Origin of the sequence: Chitinophaga caseinilytica (genome assembly GCF_038396765.1) — a bacterium.
Taxonomy (GTDB): domain Bacteria; phylum Bacteroidota; class Bacteroidia; order Chitinophagales; family Chitinophagaceae; genus Chitinophaga; species Chitinophaga caseinilytica.
The window spans coordinates 257403-278416 of record NZ_CP150096.1; the positions used below are offsets into that span (position 1 = coordinate 257403).

The 21014-nt window shown below is 56.6% G+C and carries 13 protein-coding genes; 5 read left to right on the forward strand and 8 right to left on the reverse strand.

Annotated features, from left to right (window positions below; translation table 11 throughout):
- Window positions 1-9: 9 nt before the first annotated feature.
- Window positions 10-969 (reverse strand): alpha/beta hydrolase, encoded by a 960-nt coding sequence (locus WJU22_RS01090; protein ID WP_341841460.1) that lies wholly within the window; start codon window positions 967-969, stop codon window positions 10-12.
- Between the two features lie 606 nt (window positions 970-1575).
- On the opposite strand from WJU22_RS01090, the gene WJU22_RS01095 reads away from it, so the two are divergent.
- Both WJU22_RS01095 and WJU22_RS01100 read left to right on the forward strand, forming a co-directional pair.
- The gene (locus WJU22_RS01095; RefSeq protein ID WP_341841461.1) at window positions 1576-3213 is read left to right on the forward strand and encodes a GDSL-type esterase/lipase family protein; all 1638 of its coding nucleotides are present in this window, start codon (window positions 1576-1578) and stop codon (window positions 3211-3213) included.
- 135 nt (window positions 3214-3348) lie between these two features.
- Window positions 3349-5796, forward strand: coding sequence for a TonB-dependent receptor domain-containing protein (locus WJU22_RS01100; protein WP_341841462.1), 2448 nt, complete (start codon window positions 3349-3351; stop codon window positions 5794-5796).
- A 59-nt stretch (window positions 5797-5855) separates the two neighbouring features.
- Here the strand turns inward: WJU22_RS01100 and WJU22_RS01105 are convergent, their stop codons facing one another.
- From WJU22_RS01105 to WJU22_RS01120, 4 genes are all read right to left on the reverse strand, one after another.
- Complete coding sequence (locus WJU22_RS01105) at window positions 5856-7013, reverse strand: PepSY-associated TM helix domain-containing protein (protein WP_341841463.1); 1158 nt, start codon at window positions 7011-7013, stop codon at window positions 5856-5858.
- Between the two features lie 71 nt (window positions 7014-7084).
- On the reverse strand, window positions 7085-8302 hold the full coding sequence (locus WJU22_RS01110) for a hypothetical protein (RefSeq protein ID WP_341841464.1): 1218 nt from the start codon (window positions 8300-8302) through the stop codon (window positions 7085-7087).
- 18 nt (window positions 8303-8320) lie between these two features.
- On the reverse strand, window positions 8321-10678 hold the full coding sequence (locus WJU22_RS01115; protein ID WP_341841465.1) for a TonB-dependent receptor: 2358 nt from the start codon (window positions 10676-10678) through the stop codon (window positions 8321-8323).
- Window positions 10679-11150: 472 nt separating this feature from the next.
- Window positions 11151-11681, reverse strand: a complete 531-nt coding sequence (locus WJU22_RS01120; protein ID WP_341841466.1) for a DinB family protein — start codon at window positions 11679-11681, stop codon at window positions 11151-11153.
- Between the two features lie 168 nt (window positions 11682-11849).
- Here WJU22_RS01120 and WJU22_RS01125 point away from each other — a divergent pair, with 168 nt between their 5' ends.
- Window positions 11850-13997 carry a GH92 family glycosyl hydrolase gene (locus WJU22_RS01125; protein ID WP_341841467.1) on the forward strand — a complete coding sequence of 716 codons (2148 nt, stop codon included), beginning with the start codon at window positions 11850-11852 and terminating at the stop codon, window positions 13995-13997.
- Between the two features lie 115 nt (window positions 13998-14112).
- On the opposite strand, the gene WJU22_RS01130 is transcribed toward WJU22_RS01125, so the two are convergent.
- On the reverse strand, window positions 14113-14586 hold the full coding sequence (locus WJU22_RS01130) for a GNAT family N-acetyltransferase (protein WP_341841468.1): 474 nt from the start codon (window positions 14584-14586) through the stop codon (window positions 14113-14115).
- 168 nt (window positions 14587-14754) lie between these two features.
- On the opposite strand from WJU22_RS01130, the gene WJU22_RS01135 reads away from it, so the two are divergent.
- Entirely contained in the window at window positions 14755-15192 is a 438-nt protein-coding gene (locus WJU22_RS01135) for a nuclear transport factor 2 family protein (RefSeq protein WP_341841469.1), read from the forward strand.
- Window positions 15193-15253: 61 nt separating this feature from the next.
- Window positions 15254-15481 carry a hypothetical protein gene (locus WJU22_RS01140; protein ID WP_341841470.1) on the forward strand — a complete coding sequence of 76 codons (228 nt, stop codon included), beginning with the start codon at window positions 15254-15256 and terminating at the stop codon, window positions 15479-15481.
- Window positions 15482-15562: 81 nt separating this feature from the next.
- Here the strand turns inward: WJU22_RS01140 and WJU22_RS01145 are convergent, their stop codons facing one another.
- Both WJU22_RS01145 and WJU22_RS01150 read right to left on the reverse strand, forming a co-directional pair.
- On the reverse strand, window positions 15563-19324 hold the full coding sequence (locus WJU22_RS01145) for a glycosyltransferase family 2 protein (protein ID WP_341841471.1): 3762 nt from the start codon (window positions 19322-19324) through the stop codon (window positions 15563-15565).
- A 3-nt stretch (window positions 19325-19327) separates the two neighbouring features.
- Window positions 19328-20665 carry a glycoside hydrolase family 2 TIM barrel-domain containing protein gene (locus WJU22_RS01150; protein ID WP_341841472.1) on the reverse strand — a complete coding sequence of 446 codons (1338 nt, stop codon included), beginning with the start codon at window positions 20663-20665 and terminating at the stop codon, window positions 19328-19330.
- Between the last annotated feature and the right edge of the window lie 349 nt (window positions 20666-21014).

Below are 21014 nucleotides of genomic sequence, written 5' to 3' on the forward strand. Positions count from 1 at the left end.
TTTCCCCTATTATTGAACGGCATCGGCGATGAGTTCCAAACCCTTTTCCGCGGCGGTTTTCGTAGCACCGAACACCACGATCGTATGCGCCATACCTGCAAATCGCACGGCGGAAACAGGCACGCCGGCCTGGTGCAACGCTGCGGCGTAGGCTTCGCCCTCATCGCGGAGCGGGTCGTATTCGGAAGTGATGACCAGCGCCGGCGGGAGATCGCGGAGATCGGGAGCGTCTAACGGAGATGCATATACGGAATAAGCGTCGGCCGGTTGGCGGAAGTACCGGGAACTGAAGTAATCCATCGCCACGCGGGAAAGGCCGTAGCCTTCGGCAAACTGATCGATGGACGGGAAATGCCGGACATTGGACAGGCGGGCGTTGAGGAGGATTTGCCGGTAAACGGGCAACTGCAGCTCGTCGCGGTTGCGCAACGCCAGCCCTGCAGCGAGGTTGCCCCCGGCACTGTCTCCCGCGATGGAAATCCGCCGGGGATCGAATTGGAACGCGGAGGCGTTGTTGTGCGCCCAGGCGAGGGCGGCCAGGGCATCGTCGAGGCCTGCGGGGAAAGGGTGTTCCGGCGCCCGGCGGTAATCAACGGCTATCACGGCGGCATTTGCGGCGAAGGCGATGTTTTTCAGGACGCGCAGGTAACTGGAGCTATCGGTCAGCAATCCGCCGCCGCCATGGAGATACACCACCGCGGGCAATACGCCGCAACCGGCCGGCCGCACGATCCGGAGGCCGAGCAGTTGGTTTTGGACCGGGATGTGGAGGTATCTGCAATCGAAATCCCCTTCGTAAAGGCGGGGCGCCATGAACCGGGTGGCAAGGTGCACCATCCCGCGCATAAGCGCCAGCGGCATGTTGGGGTTAAAGCTCCCTTGTCGCCGGAACTGCTTCAACAATTTGGGATCGGGAGGAAGGGAAGCCACGCCCTCGGGCCAGGTGCCCACGCGGAATGATGTTTCCATGATACGGGGTTAAATATGCGCACAAATGTACGCGAATCCGCCGCGTGGAACATACCGCACACCGTACGGCGTCAATTCTGCCGGATGAAATGTATTTTCTGCAACATGAATCGTATCAACCCGCCTCCCAACAAAAGAAAAATCCCGCTGCGAAAGCGGGATTCCGGCTAATTACAATACTATTTATCAAATTCAGGTTAGTGGGTTTAAATTTTATATCCGTATGCCGGATGCAAGGCTCCGTCACCCGGATCCCGGTCTGAAATCCGGATTTCGAAGGATGAACGAAACCTTTTCGCGCCACGACAGGACATTCCATCCCCATCGCGTTTGCGCCGGTTCGTGTTTTATTAATATTTCGTCAATTTGATTGTCTGTCCACCAGGATATCCTGATGGATAGCGTTATCGAGCATAACACTTGCCGCTATGGGCGTGCGGATATGCTTATCATACAATAAAGTCTTCCGAAAATTACTGAATTTATCCGGTGCGGGTAACATTATTTTAGCGGATACGCACCCAAAGTTGACAAAACACCCTTTTTAAGGTTCGTCCGTATATCTTTATGATACCTCCGTGCCCGGCGCGGAGCCAATCTTCCCGTATGAAAAAACTGCTTTTCCTGTTCGCGGCCCTCGCTTTCGGCCCATCCGTTTCGGCACAGAAAACCATCGGTATTTCCTGCATCGGCGACAGTATCATGTTTGGCAACGGCCTCCCCAGCCGGGAGCGCAACAATTTTCCCGCGCAACTGCAAAATATGCTGGGGAAAGGGTATGTGGTTACGATGGACGATGATCCCGGCAAACTGGCCGCACAACTGCAAAACATGTTGGGAAAAGGGTATGTGGTAAAGGTGGATAAGAATTCCCGCGTACCAGACATCGCCGTGATCTGCTTCGCGGACGAAAAACGGATAGACAGTGCGGTATTGGCCAGCAAGGCGAAACGCATCATCATCGCCCTGCCGCCTGTTCTCCCCGGCAGCGACCTGGAGGATCGGGAGCGGCGGATGTCGGCCATTCGCGCGCGGGCGGCGGAACGGATGTGCGAGATCGTGGACCTGGCGCCGGTTGTATCGGCGAAGTCCGAAAATTTCCAGGACCCGGCGCATCTTTCGTCGCTGGGCGCAACGGAGATCGCGCGACGGCTGTATGAAGCCGTGCAATTCCGCGCCGCAGCGCCATTCGATATCGTTCGTCGTTTGGGAGCACAAGCCGGCGTGTCGTTTTTCGGGTTCAGGACTTTCGATGTTTCGGGAGATAACAATCATATTACGGTTATAAGTCCGCATCAGCCGGCGAAAGGGCTCCCCTGGGCGCAGGTTTCCGGTGAAAAATCAGACAGTATCACCCTATTGGGATTGCTGGAACGGGGCGTCCATGTCGTGATCTCCGCCAATACCACACCCGAATCGCAATTGCAAAAGGCAGGACTGGCGACCCGACCCGCGATTGCATCCAACAACAGCTGGACATACGACGGGCAACCACTTGTGCAATTTAATGAGCGGCCGCTGCCGGCGATTTTGCGCGCCCTTGGGCTGCAACCCAATTTTGCGGCCATCGCGGCGCCGGGCAGTGAATACCGTTCGGGCGCAGGATGGTATCCGGGGAAAGATTGGTGGGCGCAACACGCGAACATCGACAGCCTGCTGCGCGCCCCCGGCCAGCTGGACATCGTTTTCCTGGGGAATTCCATTACACAGGGAACGGGCGGCCACCGGACTACCACCACATACAAACCCGGTTTTCCCGCATTCGATTCCGCGTTCGGGATGTACCGATGGGAATCTGCAGGCATCAGCGGCGACCGTACCCAAAACGTGCTTTGGCGCCTTCAAAACGGTGCGTACCGCGAAGCCGCGCCGCGGCTCATCGTGCTGACGATCGGCGTCAACAACTTCCCCGACAACGATCCCGAAGAAGTGGCCGCGGGCATCAAAGAGATCGTGAACTGGATCGGGAAGAACATGCCGAAAACCAAACTGTTGCTGCTCGGCCCGCTTCCTGCAGGGAACCGGCCCGGCGAAATGCGCCGCGTCAAATTCGAAAAAACGCAGACGATCATCCAGGGGCTCGCGGTGCGGGGGCGTTACCTCCCGCTCGCCGGGGCTTTCATTCTCCCCGATGGTTCGCTCGATCCGAAATTATACAGCGGAGACGGGATCCATTTGCAGACAGCGGGGTACCAGGCCTGGGCGAAGGCGCTGAAACCCGTAGTGGATGAGATGTTGCGGTGATCAGGATAATTTGCTGTCATGCATTTGCATGTTCCCCCATTTAATTTCCGTTTTCCATAAATCTTTCTCCCATATAGATAAACACACCGTTCGCATAAGCCCGATTTTTGCGACCCAAAACAATGTGAACGGACCATGCAACTTAACTATCATGCAATATTCCTATCCCTGTTCGGCACAACCTTGCTGACGGGGCTTCCCCGCGCTTTCGCGCAAAATGTTCCCTCCGGCCCAACAGTGCGCGCGGTGATCGCAGACTCCTCGTCCCGGCAGGTACTGCCTTACGTAACGATCGGCGTGGTGAACGAACACGGCTCCCCCGTAGCCGCGGCGTATTCAAAAGAAAACGGCACTTTCAGCCTGCAGCTCCCGGGATCGGGGCACTTCCGCCTCGTGGTGTCTTCCGTAGGCCACCGCCCGCTCCACCTGCCCCTCAATGCCGCGCATGGCGCGCCTGCCCTGCCCGATACCCTCTGGCTCGCCACCAGCTCCCGCCAGCTGGGCGAAGTGCAGGTAGTGGCCCGGAAACAACTCATCGAACAGAAGCCGGGCATGCTCGTGTACAATGCCGGCAACGACATCGGCAACAAGGGCGGCACCGCGGCAGATGTGCTCCGCAAAGCCCCGGCCCTCAATGTAGACCCGCAGGGCAACGTCACCATGCGCGGCAGCGGCACCCTCCGGATTTTGGTAGACGGGAAATACTCCGGCCAGATGGCCCGTTCAGCCGCCGATGCGCTGAACATGATGCCGGCAGACATCATCCAGTCCGTCGAAATCGTCACCACCCCATCGGCCAAATACGATGCGGAAGGCGCCGCCGGTGTCATCAACATCATCACGATAAAAAACGGCAAAAGCTTCAGCGGCGCACTGGAAGTAACCGCCAGCAACTGGGAACAGGCCATCAATCCGCGCGTGTCTTTGTCGCGCGATAAATGGAACATGAGCTTCCACGGCCACTTCCACCGGCTGCAGGATAAATCGGCCGCCATCACCGAACGAACTTCGCTCAAAGACGGCGCGCCAACGCAAACCCTCTTCCAGGAAAAACGCCAGAACAACGTCATGCCCCACACATCGGGCGAACTGACCGTCGGGTTCACGCCGGATTCCGTCAGCGAGCTCAGCCTCAACGTAAACGCATGGCTGGGATCATGGCCCGACGGCAGCCGTCAAACCACCCGCATCCGCCTGCCGAATGGTACTTTCGCGGATGCCTATCTGCAGGACGCCCGTAAAAAAGAGCGTTTCCTAGGGGCAGACATTTCCCTCGGCTACAACCGCAAACTGAAACGCCCCGGACAGGAATTCACCGCCATGGCGCAGGTTTCCCCGACCGGCGGGAACTCGTCTTACGCCAGCACGCAATCTGCCGAAGACGGAAAATTCCGTTCCCGCGAGGAAAACTTCAGCAAGACCCGCAACACGGAATACACGCTGCAGGCGGATTACAGCCATCCGCTTTCCGCAGACGGCGCGTTCATGCTCGAAAGCGGCATCAAATCCATCTTCCGCGATGCCAATAATAATTACGACGTCTGGTACGCCGACGCACCGCCGCCCGCGGCGCTCGATTTCCTGGCCGACCGTTCCGATAAATTCAGCTATTCCCAAACCGTTCTGGCGGGATATGTGTTGATGAAAATGAAATTCAAACATGGATGGTACGCCGAAGCTGGCGCCCGCCTCGAGCATACCGGTATGGAAGGAAAAATGCGCGGCGGGAAAGACGCCTTCAGCAATACGCTCCTCAACTTCGTGCCTACCGCTACCCTTTCCAAAAAACTGACGGACGAGCAAACGCTCAGCCTGAGCTACGCCAAGCGCCTCACCCGTCCTTACATCTGGGACCTCAATCCCAACGCAGACGCCAGCGATCCCAGCAACATCGTGGTGGGCAACCCTTCGCTGCTGCCGGAGATCATGCACCAGGGAGAACTGTCGTACGGGTTTACGCCATCCTCCGGCCTCTTCCTCAACCTTGCTGCATTCTACAAACAAACCGATCAATCCATCTTCGACCTCACCACTACGAACGATAACGGCGTTGCTACCACGCAGAAGCAGAACCTGGCCGGCAACCGCCGCTACGGAATGAACTTCAGCAGCGCCTTTAGCATAACGCCCAAATGGAATATGAACGGGAACTTCAACCTCAACCGCCTCGATTACGAAAGCCGCGCGCTTTTCATCGTGAGCAAGGGTTGGGCTACGGACGTGAACGTGAACACGATGTACAAACTCCCCGGCAACGTGTCCCTACAGGCTTTCGGCGAATACTCCACCCGCCAGGTCACCTTCCAGGGCCACCGAACGCCGTGGTTCTTCTACAGCTTCTCCGCGAAAAAAGAATTGAAAGAAACGAAGATGACCGTTACCATTTCGGCCATCAATCCGTTCAATAACACCCTCAGCCAAACGGAAGTCATCAACACCGCGGCGTTCCGGTCCAGCGTGCTGAACAGGTATTACGACCAGTCGCTCAAGCTGACGCTCAACTGGGAATTCGGGTCGATGTTCGAACAGAAAGCGCGGAAAAAGATCAGTAACGACGATGTGCGGGAAAAGGGCGGAGAATAACCGCAACCTGTAAATAATAAAAAACGCCGTTGATGCATATTCAACGGCGTTTTCTTTTATCAGGCTTCGGCCTGCTGTGGCCGGTTTGCGGGTTTCTTTCGTTTCTGTTTCTTCTTCTTTCCCCACCAGATGATAAACCCCGTGATGGGCAAACTGGCGGCGATGAGCGCGCCAATGAAATAAATGATTTTGGAAGGGATGCCCCATATCAGGCCAACATGCAGGGAATAATTCAGCCGGCGGAGCTTGTCGCCGAGGTTGGCATCGTCGTAAGGCATTACATCCACCCCGGTACCGGCCAGTTTGGCGCCGGTATACTGATCGAAGTAATGGCCCTGGTAATAAGCGCCTTCCATATTGGTGTAAACGTAGATCGATGCGTCCTTTTCATCGTCTTCCGGGATGCCCATGAGCAACGCGGCGCTTTTGGGCGCGGAGTATTCGTTCACCGACCGGCGCCACACATCGTCTACCACCTGCCATTTGGGCAACACATGGGTGTTCGTGGTATCTGACGGCGGCTGATAATATTCGGGCATGGCCTTTCCGCCGGAGGCGAGCCAGTACGAAGGCTTTTGCACCCATCCGAGCCCCATGTACATGCCCGTGTAGGCCATGATGATCGTAACGGGAAGGGTATAAAAACCCAGCACGTTATGGAGATCGTAATTGACGCGTTTGATTTTTGCTTTCCAGTTGATGGAAAAGGCGTTCTTGATGTTGTGGCGGTTCCATTTCTTCGGCCACCATAGCACCAGGCCCGTCAACAACAGGAAGAAAAAGATGAGCGTACTGTACAGCACGATCTTCGTTCCCACTTCATGCGGCAGCCAGAGGTGAACGTGGCCCATTTCCACCCAGGTGATAAAATCGTGCTTGTGCACGATGCCATTCACTTTACCGGTATAGGGATTGACGTACACCACCGAATCGGAATGGAACGTTACTTCGGCGGCGTGCCCCGGCACGTGGTACTGGATGCCATGGACGTGCATCCCCGGCATGGCGGCCTCCGCAGCGGGGATCAGCACCGATGGCGGCAGTTGCTTCGCGCCGGCAGGCGCTTCGGCCCTCCGTTCGGGATAGGCCCAGTCGCGCAGCTCCCATTCAAATACCAGGATGGCCCCGGTAATGGAAACGATGAACACGATGGTGCCGGTCACGATACCTATCCACAGGTGGAACCAGGCGTTGAATTTGGAAAATGCTGATTTCATGGTCGTCGTACATATAAACGACGATTCCCGGCGGTTGCCGGGGAATCGTCCCAACCCGTTTCCAGGCGTGATTATTTCAGTTTGTCTAATCGCAGCAGGTAATCATATCCACCGGCGATTTCGAGGCCGGGCGTTACCGCATCCTTTTCAATATCGTATACCCAGATGTAATCTTTCCCGACTTTGGAATTCACCATGATATAGGCGTTATTCCCTTCCACGGTAATGGTTTGGAGCATTTCGCCCTTGTCCAGCGGCAGTTCGGTGAGCTTGCGGATGAGGGATCCTTTCGCCAGGTCTACCAGCGCATAGGCCATGATGTGTTCCGCGTCGGTACCATCGTCGGGCAGCGCCTTGTATTTCACGAGGGCGCGACCGTTGCCGATGCCATACATCGCCACACCGGAGCCGCCCAGCAGCTGGTCCAGGTTCACGAAGTAGGCGGGGTCGTATTCCGTCGTGCCTTTTTTAATGCAGTAAAGGGCGGATGACATGGTTGCCGACAGCCATCCCGGGTAAGCCAGCATGTAGTAATCGCCTTTGTTATCGACCGCCGTGGCAGACATCCACATGTTGCCGATCCCCGCGCCTACAGACCTTCCGTCTTCCAACTGCTTCACGAGCGTGAGCGTGGGAAAATCGAAAATGGCGACGATGGCTTTGGGATATGCGGGATCGGGCCAGTTGGCGGTATAGGCGAGTGTGAGGTAAAGTTTGCCGTCCACGAAGTCGAGGCTCCGGGCGCCGACGCCCGCATATCCGCCGGGGATCGGGTTTACCGGAAGCTCGGCGTTGCGGGTCGCCAGTGTGTTGGTATTCACCACGGAGCAGAGCAATTTGTTCCGGTCGCCATTGGTGCCCACGAGCACAAGCGTACTGTCGTTCGCGAAGCAGTAGCTCGATATGCCCGACTGGTAAGTAAACGGCACCTGGCGCACGGTGGTGAGCTGGTTATCCTTGAAGGAGAATTTCGACAGTTTGCTATTGTCTGAGCTGGTGCTGGGGTAATAGTAAAACCCGTCTTTGGCGATGATCCCGTAATCCGCTTTGGACGTCACTTCCACCCCGTTCCCTTTCAAACTCACGGCACCTTTCAGCAGCGATTCCGCGCCTACCATGTATTGCGTGGTGTTGGGCCAGGAGCCGAGCTGGATCCAGATGGCGAAGTTTTCGGAACCGTTGCCGGGACCGATGGAGATTTTGTCGTCGTATTTCACACAGGCGCCGAGCGATGCCATCCCCAGTACGAGGGCGGCGGTACGGCTCCATTTTGCTATTGCATGTTGCATATCGGAAAGAAGGTAAGGTTAGTGAATGAAGTAGCGCAGTTTCACGAAGAAGGAACGGCCGGGCTTCTGGAGGCGCCAGTTGTCGTACGCGCGCTGATCCGTGAAGTTGCGGCATTCCGCGGTGATGTTGTACCGCCCGTTTTGCAGGGAGTACGTGAGCCCGAGGTTTTGGATATATTGGTTCGGCACTTTTTCGTTGGAAACGGCGAAGTCTTCCCAGGTCAGGTAAAACCAGTGAACGTATTGCAGGTCCCAATTCAGCTGGATGCGTGTTCCCTTGCCGAGCAGGCCGTTTTTACCGATACTGGCCAGCGCGTTGCCGAAGAGCCAGGGCTGGTTCGGGATTTTGTTGCGGTAGGACGCTTCTTCCGTTTCGTCTTTCCCTTCGCCGCGTTTCGTATTGTTGATGGAATGCTGGTAAGTGGCGTTGAGGGTGAGATGGAAGAGATCGCGGTAATCGTACTGCACTTCCGCTTCCCCGCCGGTCACCCGCACTTTGGAAGTGTTTTCGTAGCGGATCACCTGGGAGTTGGACTGGTAGGTTTTCGGGAAAATGAAATCCACCGCATCGCGGAAGAATCCGCCGCCTTCCGCGTAAAAGCGGCTGTTGCCGCGCTGGGTGCCGTAATAGGCGCCGAGGTTCACGTTGTGGCTCGATTCGGGTTTGAGCAGCGGATTGGCGATCTGATCGTACCCGTTGCCGAATATTTCGCTTACTTCAGGAAGGCGGTAGGCTTTTTCGTAGGATGCTTTCACGCCGAAGTCGGGCATGATCTTGTACCGCGAAGCCACGCCGTAACCGAAAAAGCTTTTGGAATCGTTGCCGGAAATGTATTCGCCGCTGCCGGTGAGGATGGCTGCTTGGGTAAGCTGCATGCCGTAGAACTTGCCGAAGAAGGTGTTGGTCCACCGGGCGTTCAGCAGGTTTTGCTGGTAACCGAAGCCAACGATGTGCTTGGCGATCTTGCCGGGATTGTCGTCTTTATCGCTCACCAGCCCGTTGTATGTTTTGTTCGACATTTCATCGAACGTATAGTTCAGGTTGAAGGAATGCTCCGGGCTCAGGGTGTAGCTGAAATTGGCGCGGGCATAGTTGCGGGGGCGGCTCACATGCGTCAGTACCTTGACGTTGCTCATTTCCGCTGCGTTGAGCGGCACGCGGGAGCCGTCCCAGAAGTAGCGGTAGCCGGTGGTGTCGGTCACCAGGTATTTGTCTTGCGTGTGCGACGCGAAGATGTTCAGGTCGAGCCCTTCGGTGAAGAGGTTGTTCTTTTTATAGCGCAGGGTGGCGTTGAACGCGTCGCCGTTCTGGAGCGCGGCGCCGTACACGCGGTTCTGGTTGGAGCCGGTCTGGATTTCGCGGTCGGTATTGGAATAGCCGGCGCCGAGGAAAAACACGTCGGCCCATTTCTTTTGCACCACGCCGATCTCGCCCTGTACCATGGTGGAGCGGTATTGGTCGTGGAATCGGCGGACGTCGCGCAGTTCGTATTCCTGTTTTTCGTCGTTGAACAGTTCGATGGCTTTCATCTTGTAATCGTTGTCGGAATAGTTGAGGAAAGCGCTCACCCGGCCCACGATCCCTGTTTTCCCGGTTACCTGTCCGGTAACGGCGGCGCGGTGGGTGTTGAAGGAACCGAAGCTGTAGGAGGCGTCGAGGTAATTTTTGATGTTTTGGTTGGTGACGAGGTTGACGGCGCCGCCGAGGGCGTCTGCGCCGAGGGAAACGGGCAGCACGCCTTTATATATTTCCACTCTTTCGGCGAGGTTCACGGGGATGTTGTTGAGCGTCATGGCGCTGCCCATTACTTCCAGGGGGATGCCGTCGATGAAATAGCGGACGGCGCGGCCGGAAAGGCCGTTGATGGAAAACTGGAAATCGGACCCTGTACCGCCGGACTCCCGGATTTTCACGCCGGTGGTGCGGTTGAGGATGGTGTTCATATCGGCGGAAGAGTTGGCGAAGCGGCGGGTATCGATGGCGTTCACTGCGAACCCGCTTTCCTTGAGCTGGCGGCTCTGGCCTTTCCCGGTAACGGTGACGCCTTCGCGGGTTTGGGTGGCTTCGGTGAGGGTGATATCGAGCTGGAGGTCGGAATTGCCGAGCTGGATGGCAAGCTCCTGGCGGGTGAAGCCGAGCATGTTCACGATGAGGGTGTATTTGCCGGGTTTCAGTCCGGGTATGCGGAAGCGCCCGTCGTTTTTCGTGTAGGCGCCGGCATGGGTGCCCTGGATGGTGACCGCCGCATCGGAAAGCGGCTGGCCGGAGGGCGACTTCACCTGGCCGGTGACGGCGGCGGTGGATTGCGCCCTGGCGGTGAGCGCCAGGCAGCTACATACGATCGGGATAATGAAAAGTCTGATAAGCTTGAACATTTGATTCGGTTCTTGATTCGACCGGCAAAGGTCGACCAAGGCGGGGGGCGCTTCATGTCGAAAAGGGAAAAATATTGATCCGATCCGGAAAACCGCTGTTTGAACATGGAATTCCTTTCCCGATCGGGCAGATCACGGAAACGGGTAACGGTATCGGGAAAACGGGCGGCATTCCCGCCGGTGTTGAATTTGAGCTGCCGCGATTAGGCCCGGCCAGCTGCCTTCCGTTGAATTTTCCCGATCGGGCGTGCCGGGCAGACCACGGAAACGGGAAACGGGTAACGGAAACGGGAAACGGGCGATATTCCCGCCGATGTTGAATTTGAGCTGCCGCGATTGCGCCCGGCCAGCGGCCTTCCGCTAAAGCGTGCGACGCAACGGCGGCCCAATAGCGAAAAAATGACCGGCTACACCCATAAAAAAACCCGCGACCTGGTAGCCGCGGGCAATCAATAATTTGTAATTCAATGAATTAGAATAATTTCTCCTGCGGAGGCGTCACGCCGGCGAGGCGAAGGTAAACGGTGGTTTGGCCGCGGTGGTGCGTCTGGTGCTCGAACGATTTGGCCATGGCGGCGCCGCGGGTCATCTCGAATTTATCGAACAGTTTGATTTTCTCGCCCGGCTGCACGGTCGTTTTGCGGATGTTGTCGATCACCCAGTCGTAGCTCGCCATGGTGAGCTTGATGACGTTGGCTTTCGATTTATCGGCCACTTTTTCGGATTCCCCGAAATTCACGGGACTTTGCACCCCCAGCGCGGCCGCTGTGAGGCCGTAATTGGCGTCTGTGATGTGCAGCATCTGTTCGGCGAACGAGCGCATTTCGGGAGTGGGTTTGAGACTGTAGCCGGATTCGGGCATGGCTTCCAGGTATTCGAGCGTATAGGCTTTGGCCCGCTCCCATTCCTTGGCGATGCCTTCTGTGGTGGATTGCGCTTGTGCGAAGCTGCCAGCGCCCAGGGCGATGGCGAGAACGGCCAGGATTCTTTTAATGAACGTCATGACGGATTTTTTTGGTGATTAAAAACGGGGGACCAGGGGATTATTGACAGTATCAAAGGTAATGAGGTATTTTCATTTGCCGTTGATCCACTTTTCAGGGATTTTCCGCTGCGCGATGCGTATTTTGACAAGGTTCACCACAATACTGAATCGATTTAGCAAACCGTTATGAAAAGGAACTGGCTCCTGATTTGCCTTGCAGGCATATTTTCCCTGCCGGCGCTCGACAGCTACGGGCAAAAGGGAAAATTCACGCAATACGTCAACACTTTCCTGGGCACCGAGCCCCTGAACGATTCCGCCATCGTAGGCTACCGGCTGCCGGACGGCTTGCGCTCCTGGGCAGGGCTCACCTTTCCCGGCAGCTCGCTCCCCAATGCCATGGTACAACTGAGCCCCATGACCGAATACGGTTCCGGCGCGGGGTACGAGTACGAAGACTCCCTCATCCTGGGATTCACTCACACCAATAAAGGCCACTGGAACCTTTGCCATGTTCCCGTGTTACCCTTTTCCGGGGAAGCACCGGGCAATGGGTCGCGCTTCTCGCACAAACGAGAATCCGCAGCGCCAGGGTTTTACCAGGTATATCTCGATGACTATAAAATAGATGTGCGCCTCACTTCCACCCTGCGCTGCGGGTTCCACCGGTATGTATACCCGCTTTCCACCGGCCGCCGCATCCTCTTCGATCTGGCCCGGGCCAATAACCGGGTGGGCGACTGGCAGATAGAACAGTCGGGCAGCCGCGCGCTGCAAGGTTTCCAGCAAACCGGCGAACGAATCTATCTTTACGCCGTGCTCAATACGCCGGTGGCGAAACTGGAGAAAACCGAAGAAGGGAAACGCAGCGGTCGCGCCATTGCAATATTGGAAAATGGGAAAGGCCCGGTGGAAATGAAGATCGGTTTCTCTTTCGTAAGCATTCAAAACGCAAAAGAAAATCTGGAAAAAGAGATCGGGGAACGATCGTTCGAAACGGTTCGCGCCGCCGCGAACACATCGTGGGAACAGCTGCTGTCGAAAGTGGAAGTGAAAGGCGGGACGGAAAAACAGCGGACGTTGTTCTACTCCAGTCTTTACCGCTCCTTCCTCTGGCCCGCGCTGCGCAGCGATGTGAACGGCGATTTCACGGGGGCCGACCGGCAGAAGGCGAATACCGGTTTCCGGTATTACACCGAACCGTCGCTCTGGGATACGTACCGGAACAAAGATGTGCTGCTGGGGCTGTTATCGCCCGATGTGGCGCTGGATGTGATCAAGTCGATGAAAGACGTCGGTGATAAAAAAGGCTTCATCCCCACGTTCTTCCACGGCGACCATGGCGCGTCTACCATCGCCGGGGCGTACCTCCGCGGGATCGACGGGTTCGATGTGAAGGGAACGTACGACATCCTCCTGAAAAACGCGAACCTGGAGCCCGGCGCGCGGCCGCATATTAAGGAATACATCGAAAAAGGGTTTATTTCCGATCCCGATATCGAAAAACCGCATGTGGAAACCAAAGCCAAAGCAGGTGTTTCCAAAACACTGGAATATTCGTACGACGATTATTCCCTTGCCCAGCTGGCCCGCGCGCTCGGCGATTCCGCCAACTACCGCACGCTCATGCAACGTTCGAAGAACTACCGCAACATGTTCGACCCTTCGACCCGGTTCATGCGCGGTCGACTGGCGAACGGCGACTGGATCACGCCTTTCGATCCGCAATATCCTTATTACGAATACATGTACCGCGAGGCGAACGCCTGGCAGGTATCGTTTTACGCACCGCACGACATGCCCGGCCTCATTCAGTTGTACGGCGGCGCGGCGGGTTTCGAATCGAAGCTGGACTCGCTGTTCACCGTGCCCTGGAACCCGCGCCACATCGCGCGGAACGTGGAATCGATGATCGGGCAGTACTGTCATGGCAACCAGCCCGACCATGAAGCGCCATTCGCTTATTATTTCATCGGCAAGCCGGAGAAATCGCAACGGATCATCGATACCATTCTCAATCACCTGTACGGCATCGGTGAATTCGGGAACGCGCTCTGCGGGATGGACGATGCCGGTGAAATGTCTGCTTGGTATGTGTTCTGCGCGGCGGGTCTGTATACTTTTTCCGCAACGGACCCAGCGTATCTCGTAACCGTTCCGCTGTTCGATGAAGTAAAATGGAAGGCGGCCAACGGCAAATGGCTGACGTTGCGCAAACAGGGCCGCAGCCGCAGCCTGAAAGGCGTTCGGGTGGATGGGGAACCGCTGGACGGGTGGTTTGTGCCGCACCGTTTGTTCAGGAACGGCGGGGAGGTTTTGGTGGAAACGAAGTAATGGGTGACTTTGAAGTTGAGTTACCGATCAGTGTTTATGAATTAACGGAAGATGAGTACAACGAATGGGAAACTGAGATTCGTGCGGATTGGGAAAACCACGGTACTTGAATCATTCACAACTCCGCTTCCATATAGATCGCGCCTTGCATGGGATTGAACCGGTAAGGCGCGATCCTTTTGAAGCCATGGGCTTCGTAGAGTTTGATGGCGGAGGTCATATCAGGCAGGGTATCCAGCCGAAGCTTTTGGTAGCCGAGGTCTTTGGCGGCCTGAAGGGCACGGAGGAGAAGGGTTTCGCCGAGTTTCATACCGCGGAACCCCGGGAGCACGTACATTCTCTTCAGTTCGGATTCCGTGCCGGATAATTTGCGGACGGCTACGCAGCCGATTACTTCGGAATTGCTGTAAGCAAGGATGAGCGCGCCTTCCGGAGGGCCGTACTGCTGATCGATGTCTTCCAGTTCTTTTTCGAACCCCTGGAATTGCAGATCGAAATCCAGCGAACGGGCGTAGGCGCGGAAGATGGCGCGGGCAGCTTCGTATTGCTGCGGCGTGGCGGCGATGAGGTAAGTGAAGTTCGTTTGCATGGCATTCCAAAACTAATTAATTTAGTTGCTTTTGTCAACTAAATTTGCGATCGCTTACAACTATCTTATTTTCAATAACATAACTTTTATATTTATCCAGTAAACTGTGTGTTTTCAGCAGTTATATTTCGTATATTCAGGATATGAATTGCCAATAAATCCCCCGTTATGCAACACCCCATCCTTATCGCAGCATGCTTCCTGTTCTGCGCCGTTTCGGCCAGCGCGCAAGACGCCGACCACAACGCGCTCCGCAATCACAATGCCGACTGGATCCAGGCGTATCCCGAAAAAGACACCACCGTCATCAAGCGAATTGTGGCAGACGACCTGGTGATGATCACTTCCAACGGAACGCGCCTGAGCAAGAAAGAACTCATCCGCAACGTGGCCAAACCCGCCACACCGATCACTTCCGCAACGATCGACAATGTAGACATCACCGTGAAGGGCAACATCGGGATCGTGGTGGCGCAGGTGGAATTTATTATGGTCGTTAATGGAAAAGAAACAACCGTCAAGAACAATTACATGGACATTTATGAGAAGCGCGACGGCCAATGGGTGGCCATTGCAGCGCATGTGACCCGGCTCGAAGGCAAGTGAATTTCTTCACCCTTTTTTTACCATCCATTGTCTTTTATTAGTTACACCAAAACATATCTCCATGCAAGCTTATCAAAACCTTGGCGGCACTTCGGCCGTGAAGGCCTATGAAATGGACGACCGGTATATCAACGTACATTTCAGTGACGGCACCGCCTATCATTACAATTACGTGGTACCCGGCGCAACCTATGTGGAAAGGATGAAATCCCTCGCCCGGCAGGGCCTCGGGCTGAATACGTTCATTAACCAGTTCGTGAAGGATAAATATGCGGCGCGGTTGAATTGATCGTTGCAGCATGAGATGGTTGTGTTAAAGGTTGCAGCCGTTTTCCAAACATAAACGATCGACAATCCAGCTGGGAGACGATCAGATTGGCGTGTTGAGGGTTACGGCCGCCACCGACACATCGCTTCCCTTCGCGGCGCTTACATGCAAACGGTAAGCCGCCGGGTTGAAAGGGATTTCCACTTTCATGACGGCGCCCTTGCCCAGGCGCTCTTTACGGACGGCTTTCCCTTCCCTGTTGAGCCGCACCAGCACCCATTCAAAAGTAACATCCCCGTCAACGGCGTATCGCCAGTTTCCGTGCTCCATGATGAGTGCACGGTACTCCAGCGTTTTGCCTTCGCTGGCGGTCACCGCCGGGCGCAGAATGTTGACGGGTGGCAGTGATTTTGACGGGAGGGTTGGATGCCAGATAGCGCGGAGCCGGTGCCAGTCGGGCTTATGACGCCCTTCCACATCCAGGAGCCCGTTGAAGGTGACGCGGTTCGTGGCTTCCTCGTCTTGCCAGGCCGCCACGAAAACGCCGGTTTCCTCCGGCCCCGCGGTCGCATACAACTGCACCGGCGTGGCACTGAGGAACCATGGCGCAGCAACGTCTTTCAGCTGAACCAGTCCCTCCCCGCCGGGAGGCAGCACCACGCCGAACGCCGCCGCCTGCGGGATTTCGTCGGTCAGGTACTGGAGCATGCCCGCCAGGTTCCCCTGAGCGTCTACGTCTATCGTAACCGGGCGGCCGGGATCGGTTTCGCGGATCCTTTGCACCAGGCCTCGCAGCCAGGCGGTATAAGCCTTTTGCTGATAGAGATAGGCCGGTTTCACGAACCGGTACTGCAATAATTTGAACGCCGTGTTCGCCAGGCTCCAGGCTTTGATTTCCGGATGATGCTTCATACGGCCGACTTCCGCCACGATCGCATCTGCCTTCTTCTGCATGGTTTCCGCATCCGCCAGGGCATCGCCGACCGGCGGCAACCAGAAGCCGTAATGCAGGCCTATTCCCGTTTCCGCCGCGGCCACCAGCACGTTCCGGTCGTATGCGCCCGGGCCGTAGCGTCGCACGGTATTGACCCCGACGGTCCGCATCTCCCTGAAATCGTTCACCACTTCGGCCCGCGTGAGCGTATGCAGATTGCGGAACCAGTTACCGCCTTTTTGATATTGCATGCCGCGCAAAGTGTCCGTCCACCGGGGGCGGGAAGCCATCTGAACAGGCGGTTGGATGAAATGTAGTTGCTTGAGAGGCGCTACGGCACCGGGTTTCCCGCGGGTCAACCGGAAAAAGTCGCCCCCATCCTGCAGCTGCCAATCGATTTGCGGAACATTAGCACCGGGCGGTACATTTTTATCGAAAGCCGAATTGAACACCACGAACGCCTGTACTTCGCGGAAGCTGCCGGTGATCGATTTCGCGGCGTCTTCCATCCATCTTTTCTGCCGCTCGCCGCGCAGCGATCCGCCTTCTGCCACCATCACCGGCAGGCCCGACCGGAAAATGGATTTCCGGCGGAAGGGCGCGTACAATTCCGCAAACGTGTAATCCTTTCCGTTAGCAGACAGCGTATCGTAGTTCAGCATCGTTACCCCGATCCAGTCTACATACCGCCGCCCTGGAAACCCCGGCTCCACCGCTTCGGGCTTCCAGGGATTCCACACCCACACGGCGTTGTAGGCACGCTCGGCCTGGAAGAGATCATGCACATGGCGCCAGGCGTTTTTCGCTTCCCCGGCCGTGTTCCCGCCTTCGGGCGACCATGGGTAGGCGGGATTGTCGGCCTCATGCGCGAACCGGATAAACACGGGCCGGTTCAACGCCCGCACCTGCCGCGCGAATTTTTTCACGTATCCGTCGAACACGCCTGCCGTGATGCGCGACATTACTTTCCGCTCCCTGGCGAGCTCCGGATCGTTGGCGGAAAAAGCAAACCCCGAGGCCCAGGGCTCCCAGGTGATCATCGGCGCCGATCCGTTCCTGTAAATTTCCTCCGCAAGCGGGAACGGCAGTTCCGACTGCGGCCCGTCGCCCCAGGGGATGTACAGGGAAACGATGTCGGCATGCGTAGCAAACTCCCGCTGGAAGCCTTCCCAACCTTCCCGCCGTGTGATCCCTCCAGGCTCCGAAGGCTGGAAAACGCCGGTGTAAAAGATAGGTTCCCGGGCCTGCGAACCCGGCTCGCCCGATAAATACGCCTGTTGCGTGCTGCCGAACAAGTACAGCGTGGAAATGGCCATCAGCAACATGATCGGGAAGGCGAACTGGCGCAAGCCCGCGTAGATGCCGTGCCGGAAGTTCCAGAAGTATTGCTTCAACGTACGGTAATACGAAAAACTGTTGCGCAGCACGCGGAACTGCGTCCGCATTTCCTGCACGTCCTTTTGCCGGCTGATGGCGATGTTGCAACTCATCACGAGGAAATTGATCCCGGCGATGCCGGCCATGATCCAGGTGTAAGGGTTCCAGTCGATATACAAACCATACACGATGGCCGTCAGTGAACATACGGCCACAATGATGTTAGGCAGGTTGAGTATCCAGTTGTCTTTTTCCTTATCGTCTTTCGGTGTGGGGATGTAAGGCACTTTTTTCCGGATGATCGTGTAAACGAGCCCCACGATATGCACCCACCAGGTGCCGATGAGCAACACGCCTCCCAGCACATGGTTCCCCCGTTCGCCGCGGCCCATCACCCATCGCTGCACGAAATGCCGGATCGCCAGGATGCTCACCAGGAACGGAAGTCCGGCGAGGGCAAACAGTACCAGGTCCATTTTGAACGGGATGATCCCCATCGACAAGGCCAACACCGGTACGATGAAATTCAATCCGAAAATCAGCCCGGATAAGTAATGCAAAGGCGCCGTCCCGTAATGGAGCCGTTGCGCCCAGGTGAATTTCCGGAACAGCTTCGGATAGGTGACGAACAACAATTCCAGGCTTCCGCGCGCCCATTTCAACTGTTGTTTGTAATAGGCCGACAAGGTAGACGGGACGCGCCCTTCCGTGAGCACGGCGGGCAGGTAGGCCGATTTCCAGCCTTTCGCGTGGAGCTGCATGGCCGTGTGCATATCTTCCGCCAAACCGGCCGCATGCCCGCCGATGGAATCCAGCGCCGCCCGCCGGAAGGTACAGTTGGCGCCGATAGCGAGCACCGTGCCGTAGCGGTTCATCGTCATCATCATCGGGCCGTAAAAATGGAACGTCTGCTGCGCCGCACCTTTGGCGATCAGGCTGTCGCCGAGATTATAATACGCCTGCACGATCTGCACATACCCGATATTTTCGTCGTTGAAGAAGGGAACGATGGGATCGAGGAGGTCGGGAGACGGAATATGGTCCGGGTCGAGGATGACGCAAAGCTCGCCCGTGGCGAATTGCAGCGCGTTGTTGATATTCCCGGCTTTCGCGTTGGTGCGGTGGTTGCGGGTTACATGCCGGACGCCCAGTTTGCGGCACACTTCCTTGAGATAGGGATCGTCGGCTTCGTCGCAGAGCCAGGAAGTATGCGGATAAGTAACGGCCTGCATGGCTTCGAGGGTTTGCACGATCATTTCGTAAGGTTCCCCCGGGCAGAAGGTCGTCAGGATATCCACTGAAAACTGCCGGTTACCGGGTTTGGGCTTCGGAACGGAAATGAAGAGATAGTGATACCATTCGTGCAATATCCGCAGACAGGCAAAAACCGTTGCGCTCACGAACATCCAGTACAGCACGGGGTGCCCGATGTGCGTGGGCCGAAGCAGGCAATACAGGAAAAAACACAAGCCCAGCGTGCCGATGGCGATCATCAGCCGCAGAGAGAGCATATCGCTCCGGGTGGGTTGTGGGGCTTGTTTCAGTTCACGCATGGTTTATTCTACTACATAAAAAGGCGTATTGGCGGTGGCGACGTGCCCTTCCCGGTCTGTGACCTGCACGAATATCCGGTAGGGCCCGCCGCGCCGGGGCGTCACAAAAGACAGCTCCAGTCCGTCTTCCGCACGAACGGTGGTGTCGATCATAATATCGGGTTTCTTTGGTCGCCCGGTGCCGTGATACCAGTTTTCCTGCGTCACTTTCCACGCCAGTGTGGCGATGGGCGCGCGATTGGCGGCATCGAGGAAGAGGCTGGCCGTTTGCCGGCTGCCGGGTGTGAGCAGGATGTTGTCGCGGGCGCCTTTGCCGCCGAGGAGCATATATTTTATCTGCGGCCAGGTGGTGTTGGCGGATTTTCGGCCCCAGGATTCGCGGAGCGCCGCTACGGCTTCGGTGGGCTGGCCGGATGTGGAGAAAAGGCTGAACCATGTGCCGGTGGCTTCGTCCCGGTATCCCCAGTAAAATGCGAGGGCGCCCAGGCAGCGGGGGTTTTGCAATGGCAGGTCGGTCACCATTTTGCGTAACTGTTCCGCTTTTTTGCTGCTCGTATTTTCGACGGGCGCTTGCCAGGCGGTGTATTCCGACTCCCAGGGTCCGTATGCGCCCCATTCCGCAACGAGGAACGGCCCGTTCCAGATGCGGGAAAACTGCTCCAGCCGTTCGCCCAGTTCATGCAGCCGCCCGAAGGTATTGAAAGAGATCACATCGAGCCCCGGCACGCATTGCCGGATCATCCAGATCTGCGCGATATTGAAATTGGGAAGCGTAGTGGTGACGGGATGGTCGGGATCGAGCTCGTGGATCGAGGCCAGGAGGCGGTTGTAGGTGGAATAGAACCCCCTGTGCCCGGGCCTCCACGTCATCACCGGCTCATTCCCCAAACACCACATGAGCAGCGCCGGATGATCGCGATAACGCAGCACGGCGGCGCGAACGCCCGCCTCCAGTGAATCGGTCTTGCGTTTGTCCCGGTAAAAAAACTTTTCATAAGGGCTCGAAGGAATGGGCAATCCTGCGATCACGGCGAGGCCCTGGCTTTGCGCTTCGTCGAGGAACGCGCGGAGGTTGGCGGTATCATACGTTCTGACCGTGTTGCCGCCGGCCGCGGCGAGCGAAGCGAGGTCTCCCCGGCCGGAGGCGCCCTGCACAAAAAACGGGCGCCCGTTGCGGTAGAGCGTATATTTCGCGCCATCCTGCCGGATATGCACCTTTCCCTTATTCCGCAACGGCTGCGCCAGCGGCCCGCCACCGTTCAGCAATGGCATACCCCAGGCCGCAACGGCCATCAGGGCGGCAAGCGCCCCCGTCCATGTCAAAATTCTCCGTATCTGCATCCGTCTGTTTGCGGAGGGAAAATTAGCGCATTGGGGGGCCTCAAAAGACTACTCATTCGAGTAATACGGCGGGTATACGACAGATGCCGTGTTACTCGTTTGAATATAGACCGGCGTTGTTCTTCTTCGGTGTTACGCCTTATGATATAGTACGGAGGGGGTTATGCGATGAAATGCATGGATTAACGGTTGACAAAAAATATCGCTTCATTGCCTGCATGCGGAAAAGAAAGAAGGTGTGAGGTATGAGTTTCGAAGTAGCATTGCGTTGTTATGCATTTCGCCAGTGCACATCCCAATCAAATAAAAACGATCTGAAATTCGCCACTGATCTGCATTTCATCACATA

Coding starts and splice junctions, on each gene's coding strand:
- WJU22_RS01100 (WP_341841462.1), top strand. CDS start 3,349: ATGCAACTTAACTATCATGCAATATTCCTATCCCTGTTCGGCACAACC.
- WJU22_RS01090 (WP_341841460.1), bottom strand. CDS start 969: ATGGAAACATCATTCCGCGTGGGCACCTGGCCCGAGGGCGTGGCTTCC.
- WJU22_RS01135 (WP_341841469.1), top strand. CDS start 14,755: ATGCAACACCCCATCCTTATCGCAGCATGCTTCCTGTTCTGCGCCGTT.
- WJU22_RS01120 (WP_341841466.1), bottom strand. CDS start 11,681: ATGACGTTCATTAAAAGAATCCTGGCCGTTCTCGCCATCGCCCTGGGC.
- WJU22_RS01130 (WP_341841468.1), bottom strand. CDS start 14,586: ATGCAAACGAACTTCACTTACCTCATCGCCGCCACGCCGCAGCAATAC.
- WJU22_RS01095 (WP_341841461.1), top strand. CDS start 1,576: ATGAAAAAACTGCTTTTCCTGTTCGCGGCCCTCGCTTTCGGCCCATCC.
- WJU22_RS01115 (WP_341841465.1), bottom strand. CDS start 10,678: ATGTTCAAGCTTATCAGACTTTTCATTATCCCGATCGTATGTAGCTGC.
- WJU22_RS01150 (WP_341841472.1), bottom strand. CDS start 20,665: ATGCAGATACGGAGAATTTTGACATGGACGGGGGCGCTTGCCGCCCTG.
- WJU22_RS01110 (WP_341841464.1), bottom strand. CDS start 8,302: ATGCAACATGCAATAGCAAAATGGAGCCGTACCGCCGCCCTCGTACTG.
- WJU22_RS01145 (WP_341841471.1), bottom strand. CDS start 19,324: ATGCGTGAACTGAAACAAGCCCCACAACCCACCCGGAGCGATATGCTC.
- WJU22_RS01140 (WP_341841470.1), top strand. CDS start 15,254: ATGCAAGCTTATCAAAACCTTGGCGGCACTTCGGCCGTGAAGGCCTAT.
- WJU22_RS01125 (WP_341841467.1), top strand. CDS start 11,850: ATGAAAAGGAACTGGCTCCTGATTTGCCTTGCAGGCATATTTTCCCTG.
- WJU22_RS01105 (WP_341841463.1), bottom strand. CDS start 7,013: ATGAAATCAGCATTTTCCAAATTCAACGCCTGGTTCCACCTGTGGATA.